The 11685-nt window shown below is 71.7% G+C and carries 9 protein-coding genes; 5 read left to right on the forward strand and 4 right to left on the reverse strand.

What is annotated here, in order from left to right:
* Positions 1-76: 76 nt before the first annotated feature.
* On the reverse strand, positions 77-2464 hold the full coding sequence (locus ACYVF7_RS01920) for a WD40 repeat domain-containing serine/threonine protein kinase (RefSeq protein ID WP_460333864.1): 2388 nt from the start codon (positions 2462-2464) through the stop codon (positions 77-79).
* A 67-nt stretch (positions 2465-2531) separates the two neighbouring features.
* On the opposite strand from ACYVF7_RS01920, the gene ACYVF7_RS01925 reads away from it, so the two are divergent.
* From ACYVF7_RS01925 to ACYVF7_RS01935, 3 genes are all read left to right on the forward strand, one after another.
* A complete protein-coding gene (locus ACYVF7_RS01925; RefSeq protein ID WP_460333867.1) occupies positions 2532-3101 on the forward strand; it encodes an NAD(P)H-dependent oxidoreductase in 570 nt (189 codons plus the stop codon).
* A complete protein-coding gene (locus tag ACYVF7_RS01930) occupies positions 3098-3538 on the forward strand; it encodes a MarR family winged helix-turn-helix transcriptional regulator (RefSeq protein WP_460333869.1) in 441 nt (146 codons plus the stop codon). Before ACYVF7_RS01925 ends, ACYVF7_RS01930 begins: the two co-directional genes overlap by 4 nt.
* 73 nt (positions 3539-3611) lie before the next feature.
* A complete protein-coding gene (locus ACYVF7_RS01935) occupies positions 3612-4403 on the forward strand; it encodes a SecDF P1 head subdomain-containing protein (protein WP_460333872.1) in 792 nt (263 codons plus the stop codon).
* A 5-nt stretch (positions 4404-4408) separates the two neighbouring features.
* Here ACYVF7_RS01935 and ACYVF7_RS01940 read toward each other — a convergent pair whose 3' ends face one another.
* On the reverse strand, positions 4409-5725 hold the full coding sequence (locus tag ACYVF7_RS01940) for a dihydrolipoyl dehydrogenase family protein (protein ID WP_460333875.1): 1317 nt from the start codon (positions 5723-5725) through the stop codon (positions 4409-4411).
* 14 nt (positions 5726-5739) lie between these two features.
* Complete coding sequence (locus ACYVF7_RS01945; RefSeq protein WP_460333878.1) at positions 5740-6561, reverse strand: trypsin-like serine peptidase; 822 nt, start codon at positions 6559-6561, stop codon at positions 5740-5742.
* 331 nt (positions 6562-6892) lie between these two features.
* Between ACYVF7_RS01945 and ACYVF7_RS01950 the strand changes: the two genes are divergently transcribed.
* On the forward strand, positions 6893-8401 hold the full coding sequence (locus ACYVF7_RS01950) for a hypothetical protein (protein WP_460333881.1): 1509 nt from the start codon (positions 6893-6895) through the stop codon (positions 8399-8401).
* Positions 8398-10902, forward strand: a complete 2505-nt coding sequence (locus tag ACYVF7_RS01955; protein WP_460333884.1) for a choice-of-anchor D domain-containing protein — start codon at positions 8398-8400, stop codon at positions 10900-10902. The genes ACYVF7_RS01950 and ACYVF7_RS01955 overlap by 4 nt, the downstream gene beginning before the upstream one ends.
* A 15-nt stretch (positions 10903-10917) precedes the next feature.
* Here the strand turns inward: ACYVF7_RS01955 and ACYVF7_RS01960 are convergent, their stop codons facing one another.
* The gene (locus tag ACYVF7_RS01960) at positions 10918-11616 is read right to left on the reverse strand and encodes a C39 family peptidase (RefSeq protein ID WP_460333887.1); all 699 of its coding nucleotides are present in this window, start codon (positions 11614-11616) and stop codon (positions 10918-10920) included.
* Between the last annotated feature and the right edge of the window lie 69 nt (positions 11617-11685).

Here is an 11685-nt window from a genome sequence, read left to right on the forward strand (position 1 = left end):
TCCCTGCGCGACGGGTGCTTCGGGGGTGAACCACCTCGCTCTCCGCCTTCCGGGCGACGAGCGCTTCCGGGCGGGGTCATCCGGTCCAGGACGCGAGTTTCCGGCCCGAACGCGCGTTCCACAACACGCCACTCTGGTAATCCGCCGCGACCAGCCTGTCCCCGTCCGCGCTGAACGCCATGGCGCTCGCGCCACCGCCGCCGCCCCTGAGCGTCGCCACCTTCTTCTTCCGGGAGACGTTCCAAATATGGATGACACCATCGGTGTCCGGGTCGGGAACGGCGAGCCTGCTCCCGTCCGGGCTGAACGCCAGCGCGAAATTCGACGAGGAGACTTCGACGGCCAGGCTGCCGGTCTGTCGATGTGAAGCGACGTCCCAGACCTGCAGCGGCTTGTCTTCGTCGGAGAAGAGGACCTTCCCGCCGTCCGGGCTGAGGGCCAAACCGTACTCCCAGTGGGCGCCCGGCCAAGCGGCCACCTGCTGATTGTTCTCGATATCCCAGACGACGATGCCGACGTCGTCGTTCCCCCCGAAGTTCGAGTACCCGCAAGCCGCGTAGCGTCCGTTGGCGCTCAGCGCGGTATCGCAGGTGTCATCGTCGTGGGGGAGCGCGATGGCGCCGGCGGAGGTATAAGTTCCGGTCCCGACGTTCCAGGTGCCGAATTTGCCGCCCATGCCGAGGGTGGTGAGGGTGCGGCCATCCGCGCTGAACTGCAACGTGCCGACCGCATCGTCGAAGTCGTCGAGCTGGCGGTGCTTGTGTCCGGGGATGTCCCAGAGGGTGACCTTGTCAATGGCGACGGCGAGGGTCTTGCCGTCCGGACTGAACGCCAGTGCATAGGTGTCCATGTACTGCTCCGAAGACGCGCGGAAGCGCCACCGCAGCTTGTGGGACGCAGTGTCGTACACCCGGATCATCCCGGACTCTCCGCCGAACGCGACAAGTTTCCCGTCAGGGCTGATCGCCGTTTTCTCAAAGTACGCGGCTGGTCCGGGCGTAGGCGAGGCGCCCGGCGGGCTGCTCGGCGGGCTGTTCGGAGGACTGCTCGGCGGGTACGGCGGGATGCTGGGCACGCCGCCGAACGGGTCGGACGGGCTCGGGTCGATCCCGGTCGGGGAGAAGTGGTTCGAAGACAGGCCGGTGGCGCAGGAGTACAACACGATGCAGAAGAGGAATATCCCGCCGACGACGCGGCCCAACCGCAGAGGGACTGAGGCCGGACGCCGGGTGGGCCATGCGGCCGGGGGGCGGGCGGGGACGCGGTGGGGACGCACGGGGTCGGGGCGCACGTAGTGCGGTCGCCGCGGAGCGGCTCCGGGGCTTACGGCGGGCTTCGCGGCCGGCGTGCCGCCGGTCGACGGCGGCGTGGTCGAGGTGCCGCCGTCGGGTTTCGCGCCGTGCGGCTTCCCGGAGACCGATGGCGGCGAGGGCGGTGACGCAGCCGCCGGACTTCCGGCGCCCGGCGGCGCGGTGGTCGGTTTCCCGGGAGGGGCGGTGGCCGGTTTCCCGGGAGGGGCGGTGGCCGGTTTCCCGGGAGGGGCGGTGGCCGGTTTCCTGGGAGGCGTGGTGGTCGGTTTCCCCGAAGGTGTGACGGCGGGTGTTCCGGCAGTTGAAGCGCGGTCGTTGTGCCGCAGGATCGTGTCGAGTCGCTGCGCGACGTCTTCGGCGGTGGGGCGGTGTTCGGGGTTCTTGTGCAGCAGGGCGGTGATGAGCGGGGCGAGTGGCCCGGCGTTCGCCGGGGCCGGGGCCTGCAGGGTGAGCAGGCTCAGCAGGATGGTGGGCTGGTCGGGGCCTTCGAAGGGTGGCCGGCCCTCGACGGCGTTGAAGAGTGTGGCGCCGAGTGACCACAGATCGGCGGCGGGGCTGGCGGCGGCGCCCTCGACCTGTTCGGGGGCCATGAACGCCGGGGTGCCCAGGACTTCCTCGGCGTCTTCGGCACTTTCACCGGCTCGCTGGGCGACGCCGAAGTCGGTGATGACGACCCGGCGATCGGTGATGAGAACGTTCGCCGGTTTGAGATCCCGGTGGATGATCTCGGCGCTGTGGGCCTCCCGCAGCGCGTCGAGGACCGCCGCGCCGATCTCGGCGACCCGCCGATAGGGCAGGCGCACCTCCTCGCGGAGGATGTCGGCGAGCGACCGGCCCTCGATCAGCTCCATGACGATGACGGGGGAGCCGTCGTCGAGGACGTCGTAGATGGTCACGACGCCTGGGTGGTTCAGCCGTGCGGTGGCGCGGGCCTCGCGCAGTGCCAGGGCGGTGAGTTCGGTCCGTTCGTCGTCGTCCACGTCCGGCGGGAACAGCACCCGTTTGATGGCGACCTCGCGGTCGAGCATCTCGTCGTGACCGCGCCACACAGTGCCCATGCCGCCCCGGCCGATGGTCTCGACCAGGCGGTACCGCCCGTTGATGAGTTCCGGCTCGCCGTCGGGAGTGGCCTCCATGATCAGAAACAGACGCACGCCAAGCCCGTACGGTTCCGTACGGGGGGGTCGCCAAATTACATGTCCGGCTATAAGATTCCCGGCTATGGAATTCATCGACGTATTCGGCATCTGCGGGAGCGTGCGGGCGGGATCCCTGAACCGGGTGCTGTTGCTCGCCGCGCGGGAACTGGCCGACGCCCCGCTTCGCGTGGAGGCATGGGACGGCAACGCGGAGGTTCCCCGCGTCGACGCGACCATGGGGCGTCCGTTCCCGCCGGCCGTCGCGGCCCTGCGAGACCGGGTCGCGGCGGCCGATGTGCTGCTGCTGGTGACGCCGGAACTCAACCGCGGCATCCCCGGCAACATGAAGGACGTCGTCGACTGGCTGGGGGTTCTCGCGCCGCCTCGCCCGCTGGCAGGCAAGCCCGTCGTGCTGATGAGCGCCTCACCGAACCGCTTCGGCGGCGCGTTCGCCCAACTGCAGCTCGCCGACCTGCTCCGGCGGTCCGGCGCCGAGGTCCTGTCCGACCTCGACGTGGCGGTCGGCCACGCCCACCGCCACGTCGACGACCACGGCGTCCTGGTGGGTGAGGACCCGCGACGCGAGATCTCCGGACTGTGGCAGCGCGTCCTCACCCGGGTCCAGAGCGATCGCCAGGTAGTGCCGGCATGACCACCGGGCGTCAGGTCGCCGCCGACAACGGGCCGGTCGGTTACGCGCTCGCCCACGCCACCCGGGCGCACCGTTCGGCGTTGCAACGGCGGATGGCGGAACTCGGCCTGCACCTGGGCCAGGAACTCCTCGTCGTCGACATCCACCACAACCCCGACACCACCCAGGCCGAACTCGTCCAGCGGATCGGCCTCGAACAGCCCACCATCGCCAAGGCGCTCACCAGGATGGAACGGAGTGGGTTCATCCAGCGCACCACCGACCCCGGCGACCGCCGCGTGACCCGCCTGCGGCTGACCGAACGCGGCGAGGCCGTCGTGGACGCCGTGACCGACGCATGGGCGGACACCGAGGCCCAGGCCACCGCCGGGCTCACCGACACCGAGGCCCGGCAGTTCATCCGCCTGCTGACCACCGTCCGCGACAACCTCGAGTAGCAGACGGTCTCGACCGGCGACGTCCCCGTCGTGTAGGACAGGGGCGAGATCGCTCTTGTGCCCGGAGGAGACATTGGCCGAGAACCCCGGCCCGTACGGCCCTGCCGAGCAGCCGGGCCCATCACCGTATGAGAGCCCGGGCACCGGGCCGCACGGTTCTGCCGGGACGCCGGCCCCACCGCCGTACGGTGCCCCCGAGAACCCGGGCACCGGGCCGTACGGGCCTCCAGGTCCAGAACCGTACGGGCCACCCGGACCGCACCCGTACGCTCCGCCGCCGTACGGACCCGGCCCCGGTCAGGGCTTCGCACCGGGCCCGCCCCGGCGCGGGCGTGGTCCGCTCATCGCGGTCGTCGCCGTCGCGGCGGTGGTGCTGCTGGCCGGGGCGGCGACGGCGATCCTGCTCCTCACCGGGAACAAGGAGCCGACCCGGGCCTCGGGCGCGCTGAAGACGCCGATCCGGTTCCAGCAGGTGACCACGGAGTCTCCGGGCCCGTGCTCGGGCGGCGGCGTGCCGGACGCCGACGGCCGGACGTGCTACCGGCTCGGCGCCGCCGGCGCCATGACCGTGAGCCGGGTGAAGGTCATCACGGTGGAGTCACCGGACGCCGCGCACGGCAGGAGGTCGTGGGCGCTCGGCCTGGACCTGGAGTCCGCGGACGCCCAGGCCTTCGCGGCGCTGAGCGGCCAGGCCGCCGCGGCGCAGCAGCCCGGCAACGAGATCGCCATCGTGGTCGGGGACAAGGTGGTCTCCGCGCCGATGGTCGCCCAGGCCATCACCGGCGGCAGCGTCGAGATCAGCGGAGCCTTCGACGAGCGTGCCGCCAAGAGCCTCTTCCGCCGGCTCACCGGCCGGGACGGCTGAGCCGCTCAGAGTAGGGCGGCCTCGATGGCGCGGTGGAAGGTCGGGTAGGCGTAGATCATGCTTCGCAGGCGCTCGACGGGGACCTCGCCGTGGACCGCCACCGCGAGCGCGCCGAGCACCTCGCCGCCGACCGGCCCGGCGGACGTCGCGCCGACCAGCACGCCGTCGTGCTCGATGAGCTTGAGGAACCCCTCGGCCTTGTGGATCCAGCCGCGGGTGGACACGGAGATGTCGGTGTGGTGGACGCGCACGTCCATGCCCTGCTCACGGGCCTGCTGCTCGGTCAGGCCGACCGCGCCGATCTCCGGGTCGGTGAACGTCACGCGCGGCACGGCGCGGTAGTCGGCGAGCGGGCCGTCCTGCCCGAGGATGTCGCGTACGACGATCCGCGCCTGGTACACCGACATGTGCGTGAACGCGCCCTTGCCGGTGACGTCGCCGAGGGCCCACACGCCGTCGGCGGCGCGCATCCGCTCGTCCGTGTCGACGAACCGGGCGTTCTCGTCCAGGCCGACGGCCGCGACGCCCAGGGCCTTCAGGTCCGTACGGCGCCCGGTGGCGACGAGCAGCCGCTGGGCGCGCAGGTCGCCGTTCAGGACGAACGCGTCACCGTCGTGGCGGACGTGCTCGACCTTCGCGCCCGTACGGACCTGGATGCCCTCGTTCTCGAAGACCTTCTGCAGCAGCTCGCTGGACTCGGGCTCCTCCAGGGCGAGCAGCCGGGGCAGGGCCTCGACCACCGTCACCCGGCTGCCGAATCGGGCGAACACCTGGGCCAGCTCCACGCCGATCGCCCCGCCGCCCAGCACGATCAGCGACTCGGGGACCTCGGTGGTCTCGATGGCCTCCCGGTTGGTCCAGTACGGCGTGTCGCGCAGGCCGTCGATCGGCGGGATCGCCGCCGCGGTGCCGTTGGCGATCACGATGCCCTTGCGGGCGCGGAAGACCTGGTCGCCGACGGTGACCTCGTTCGGGCCGGTGATCCGGCCCTTCCCGCGTACGAGCGTGCCGCCCTTCCCGGTGAACCGGTCGGCCGCGACCTTGTCGTCCCAGTTGTCGGTGGCCTCCCGCACCCGGCGCGCCACCGGCGCCCAGGACGGCCGCACCTCGGCGTCCCCGGCCATGCCCGGGATGCGGCGGCCCTCGGCCAGCAGGTCGGCCGCGCGGATCATCATCTTGCTGGGGATGCATCCCCAGTAGGGGCACTCACCGCCGACGAGACGGTCTTCGATGCCCACCACCGTGAGTCCGGCCTCGGCCAGGCTGCCGGCTGCCTCTTCTCCGCCCGGGCCGAGCCCGATGACGATGACGTCGACGTCCATGGCCCCATCTTTGCCTACTGGGGCGCGCTCTCCCGTACTGCCTCGTCGTAGAGGTGCTTGACATCCCCGTCGAAGTAGGAGCTGTAGGAGACGTCGTCCTCGTCGCCGCCTTCGTCGCGACCGCCGATCACGCCGACGACCTTTCCCACGCGGGTGTTCGGGTCGTAGCCGGTGAGCCAGGGGCTGCCGCTGGTGCCGGGGAAGTACCCGTTGCAGGCGAAGCGCAGCTGGTAGGTGTCCTCTTTGGACGTGGAGTTCACGCAGGTGATCGGCTTGTCGGACTGCATCGGGTAGCCGGTGACCCGTACGACGTTGGAGAAGCCGGCGTCGATGGCGAGCGTGTTGGCGCCGACGACGTCGGCGATGTTCTTGCCGTCCAGGGGCGCGAGCACCGCGAAGCCGACGTCGAGGTCCTCGTCCGAGCCGTTCGCCCAGCGGGTGTCGACGAGCTGCGTGCGGACCTTCCAGATCCCGTACGGGGCCTTGCCGTTGCGGTAGCCGGGGACGAACACCAGATCGCTGGCGTAGTCACTGTCCTTGCCGCCGTGCAGGCAGTGCGCGGCGGTGATGATCAGGTTGTGGTTGGGACTGTCGACCGTGCTGGCGGTGCAGAAGTGGGTTCCCGAGGTGTCGTGGGAGAACAGCGCTCCGACCCGGCGGCCGTACACCGCGGCCTGGGCGGTCGGCGTGCCGTTCGGCAGGGGAGTCGTCGGTGTGGTGGTCGGCTTTGCTGCGCTGCTGGTCGGGTACGGGTGGGCGGCCGGGCGATCGGCCTGGACCTTGGGCGTCGTCCCGTGTGCCGAGCCGCAGCCGGCCAGTAGAACGATCGCACTCACCGAACACAACATTCTGCGCATCGCACCCCCCTTGCCGCGTTCTTTCCTTAGGGATAACTCCCGAAACTCTCCGCATCCTGGGCGGTGCCTGTGAGGACTCTGGGTACGGCCCGATGGCCTGTTCCGATAGCGGACCTGGCCGTGACCCGATCGTTATAGAGACTAGCCGAACCGGTGAACACCCTGCTCTACGCCTTGGGTGACAGTCACCACACCCATGCCGTGTCGCAGCCGTGCCCTATACGTCCGTAACGCCGGTTAAATCTGTTTCGAACCTTGTTTGTCTACTTTTGTGCGGAATGTGCGAGCCGGTAGGGCGTCGCCTCGGGGGATGGGGTTGGGGATGCGGCTCGCCGGTTCACGGGCGGCGCGTACGCTGCTCGCCGCGGTGGTGGCGACGGCCGTGGCCGTCGCGCTGGGAACGCCCGTGCCCGCTGCCGGCGACGTGACCACCGTCTCGCGTGATCCGCTGCGCACGGGGTGGGACTCCGGCGAGGCCGGCCTCGGCCCGGCCTCCGTGGGCTCGTCCGACTTCGGGCAGCTGTTCGCGACGCAGCTGGACGGCCAGGTCTATGCCCAGCCGCTGTCGGTCGGCGGCACGCTCATCGCCACGACCGAGCACAACAACGTCTACGGCCTGGACCCGGCCACCGGGGCGATCACGTGGCAGCGCGCCCTCGGCCCGTCCTGGCCGGCGTCGGCCATCACCTGCGGGGACCTGGCGCCGGACCTCGGCAGCACCTCCGCGCCGGTCTACGACCCAGCGACCAAGGCCGTCTACCTCACCACCAAGGTCAACGACGGCCCCGACATGCAGCACCCGCACTGGTACATGCACGCCCTCGACCCGGACGGCGGCGCGGAGCGGCCCGGCTGGCCCGTCACGATCGCCGGGACGGCGACCAACGACCCGACCGTGGCGTTCGACCCGATGGTCGAGATGCAGCGGCCGGGGCTGCTGCTGCTCGACGGCGCGGTCTACGCCGGGTTCGGCGCGCACTGCGACCACGGGCAGTACCGCGGCTACGTCGTCGGCGTGAGCACCGCGGCCGCGAAGGTGACCTCGATGTGGGCGAGCGAGGTGACGTCCGCCAACAAGGGCGCGGGCATCTGGCAGGCCGGCGGCGGCCTGGTCTCCGACGGGCCCGGGCGCGTGTTCCTCAGCACCGGCAACGGCGTCATGGCCCCAGCCGGCCCGGGGACCAAGCCGCCCGGCACGCTGTCGGAGTCGGTCGTCCGTCTCGACGTCGGGGCGGGCGGCGCACTGTCGGCCGCCGACTTCTTCAGCCCGGCGAACGCTCCCAAGCTCGACACCAACGACACCGACCTCGGCTCCGGCGGTCCGCTCGCCCTGCCCGACTCGTTCGGCACGAGCGCGCACCCGCACGTCCTCGTCCAGCAGGGCAAGGACGGCCGGGTGTTCCTCCTCGACCGCGACGCCCTGGGCGGCCGGTCCCAGGGCCCCGGCGGCACCGACGCGGTCCTCGGCGTCATCGGCCCGTACCAGGGGCAGTGGGGCCACCCGGCCGCCTGGTCCGGCGACGACGGTGGTTACGTCTACCTGATCGGCAACGGCGGTCCGCTGCGCGCGCTGAAGGGCGGGGCGAGCGGAGACCTGCCCGCGCTCACCCAGGTCGGCACCAGCGCGGAGACGTTCCCGTACACCTCCGGCTCCCCAGTGGTCACCTCGGACGGCGGGAAGGCGGACACCGCGGTCGTCTGGGCGGTGTGGGCCGACGGCCCGAAGGGCGGCAACGCCCAGCTGCGCGCGTACTCGGCCGTGCCCGACGCGCAGGGCCGGTCAGGCCGCTGTGGTCCGCGCCGATCGGCACGGCGGTGAAGTTCACCGTCCCGGCCACCGACGGCGGCCGGGTCTTCGTCGGCACCCGGGACGGGAAGGTCATCGGGTTCGGCCGCCCGGCCGCCTCCGCGCTCACCGGCAGCCCGGTCGACTTCGGCACCACCGATGTGGGCGGCGCCGGGACCCGCACGCTCACGCTGACGGCGACCCGCGACCTGACCATCACCGGCGTGTCCGCCTCGGCGCCGTTCGGCGTCACCGCCCCGGCGCTGCCGCTGTCGGTGGCCAAGGACGCGACCGTCGACCTGCCCGTGACGTTCACGCCCACCGGCCCCGGCGCGGCGGGCGGCGTCCTGTGGGTCACCACCGACGCCGGCACGGTCGGCTTCACGCTGGGCGGCCTGGCCACCAGGCCGGGGCTGACCGCGACCCCCGCCGCCGCGACCTTCAACGACCAGCCCGTCGGCTCCACCGCCACCGTGAACGTCCAGGTCACCAACACCGGCACCGCCGACGAGACGATCGCCTCGGTGACCGGCACGACCGGGCCGTTCACGGCGACCGGCCTGCCCGCCGCGGACACCGTCGTCAAGCCGGGCGGGTCGTTCGTCGTGGCGGTGACGTACGCGCCGACGGCTCCCGGGCCGGACGCCTCCTCGGTCACCGTCGCCTCGACCGCCGGCACCCTCACCATCCCCGTCACCGGCACGGCGGTGACCGGCGCGGGCAGGCTCGTCATCACCCCGGGCAGCGTCGACTTCGGCTCGCTGCCCACCGGCTCGTCCCGCACGCTGAGCTTCGACATCACCAACGCGGGCAACCTGCCGGTCACGGTCCCCAAGGCCAAGGCCCCGATCGGCGACTTCAGCAGCACCGCGCCGCTCGCCGAGGGCACCGTCATCAGCCCCGGCGACGTCGTCCACCAGTCGGTCACCTTCACGCCGGCCAAGCCCGGCCTGCAGACCGCGACGTACGACCTGACCGGCGACGCCGGGCAGGGACTCATGTCGGTCAAGCTGACCGGCACCGGGACCGGCACGCTCACCGCGCCCGAGGCCGCCACGTGGTCGGTCAACGGGGCCGCGAAACTCACCGGCGGCGACCTGGTGCTCACCCCCGCGGTCAGGCTGAAGGCCGGGTCGTCGTTCTACCGCCGCGCGGTGCCGACCGAGGGCCTGCACGCCCGCTTCACCGCCAAGCTCGGCCCGGGCACCGGCGGCGAGGGGCTGACCTTCGCGCTCCTCGACCCGCGCACGCAGACCCCCGCCTCCGTCGGCAGGACCGGCTCGGGCCTCGGCTTCCTCGGCCTGCGCGGCGTCGCCGTCGCCCTCGCCACTCCCCGGAACGCGGCCGGCTTCACCGGTGTCGCGGCCGGCCCCGGCGGCACGACCCTCACCTACCGGGCCACCGCCAAGGTCCCAAGCTCGCTGCGCAGCGGCACCCACACGGTCGACGTCACCGTGACCGGCGGCCGCCTCACCGTCGCGGTCGACGGCAAACGGCTCCTGGGCGTCACGCCCCCGGCCGGTTCCCTGCCGGCCACCGCGCTGCCCGGCTTCACCGCTGGCACCGGCACCCGCGCCGACACCCACCTCGTACGCGGCGTCACGATCACCACCGTCGCCGCCAAGGGCGCGCCGCTCACCGCCGCACCCATGTCACTCGACTTCGGCGACGTCCAGGTCGGCCGCACCGGCACGGCGACCGTCACGCTCACCAACCGCGGCGGCCAGCCCGAGACCGTCTCGGCCGTCGCGCCGCCCGACGTCCCGTACACCGCGTCCCTGCCCGCGGTGCGCACCACGGTCGCCCCGGGCGCGTCGGTGAGCGTGCCGGTGACGTTCAAGCCCGCCGTCGGGGGCACGTTCACGGGGAGCCTCACCGTGACCACCGCCAGCGGCAGCACGGTCGTGCCGCTCACCGGGAACGGCGACGACGAGCTGCCGGACCTCACCACCTCCACCTGGGGATACAGCGGCTACACCACCGTCTCGGGCAGCACCGCCACGCTCACCCAGGACGGCCAGAAGTCGGGTGCGGGAACGTTCGTCAACGCGATCCCGGTCCCGCCGCGCGGGCTCCACGTCACGTTCACCGCCCAGATCGGCGGCGCGCACCCCACCGGCGCCGACGGCCTGACCGTCGCCCTCCTCGACGCGAGCGCCGCCGCGCCGACCTCGATCGGCGCGGCGGGCTCGGGCCTGGGCGTCGCGGGTCTGCCCGCGGTGTTCGCGGCGCTCGACACGTGGGGCAGCGGCGGGGCTCGCGACATCGCGGGCGTCGGCACGGCGAAGCCGGGCTCGGCCGCGCTGACCTACCTCAAGACGACGACCGCCATCCCGCCCCTGCGCACCGGAACGCACGCGGTCGACGTGCGCGTCACGACGGCGAGCCACATGGTCGTCCAGATCGACGGCAAGCAGGTCCTCGACGTCGCCGTCACCCTGCCGCCCAAGGTGCTGGTCGGCTTCACCGGCGCGGTCGGCGGCAGCACCGACACCCACGCCGTGATCAACCCGCACGTGACCTACGTCGGCTGAGCGGGTGCCGGGCTGTCAGAGGATCCGGTGGATGACGTAGTACATGCCGCCCTTCTGGGAGACGGCGGCGAGCTTCTTGGCGCTGATCACGTGCGTGCCGCCGGTCTTCTTGCCGTTGGTCATCTTCCACGGATCCCAGACGGTGATGGTGCCCTTCGACTTGTTGTAGCCGTAGACGACGATCGCGTGCCCGGTGTTGTTCTTCCAGCCCTTGCCGCTCCAGGGCAGGTCGTCGATCCAGACGCCCAGGACGGTGGCCCGGTGCAGCACCCCGACGTCGTTCGCGACCAGGTTCATCAGCTTGGATCCGCTGCTGATGTCGTCGCCGGTGCGGTAGGTGCTCGTCTTCGACCTGACGTAGGCGTTGAGCACCGGCACGGCGGTCTTGGCCATGGTGCCCTTGCTGGTGGTCCCCATCTTCTTGGCGAGGGTGGTCTGGCTCACCGTGATGCCGAAGCTGCGGAGGCTGATCGAACTGGCCGTCGGCACGCACCAGGAGTTCTTGCTCTGGTACTGCCCGACGATCTTCACGGTGTAGGCGTTGGGCGCGACCGCCGTCGTGGCGACGCTTCCCTGGGTCACCGTACGGACGGGCGTCTGGGCACTGGTGCGCTCGACGTGGGTCGTCGGCGCGCCGGATCCGACGGCCAGGGCGACGGCTGAGGCGGTGATGACGCCTCCAGCGATCAAGAGGGCGGTGGGCACCTTCTTCACCCTGAATGCTCCTAACGGGGGATAAGAAACTTCTATCTCGGGAGCACCATAGTTAACCCCAGTTACAAA

This window comes from Actinoallomurus acanthiterrae, assembly GCF_054775715.1.

Excerpts from the sequence above, each read along its gene's own strand:
- ACYVF7_RS01940 (WP_460333875.1), bottom strand. The coding sequence starts at position 5,725 with ATGGACGTCGACGTCATCGTCATCGGGCTCGGCCCGGGCGGAGAAGAG.
- ACYVF7_RS01925 (WP_460333867.1), top strand. The coding sequence starts at position 2,532 with ATGGAATTCATCGACGTATTCGGCATCTGCGGGAGCGTGCGGGCGGGA.
- ACYVF7_RS01930 (WP_460333869.1), top strand. The coding sequence starts at position 3,098 with ATGACCACCGGGCGTCAGGTCGCCGCCGACAACGGGCCGGTCGGTTAC.
- ACYVF7_RS01950 (WP_460333881.1), top strand. The coding sequence starts at position 6,893 with ATGGGGTTGGGGATGCGGCTCGCCGGTTCACGGGCGGCGCGTACGCTG.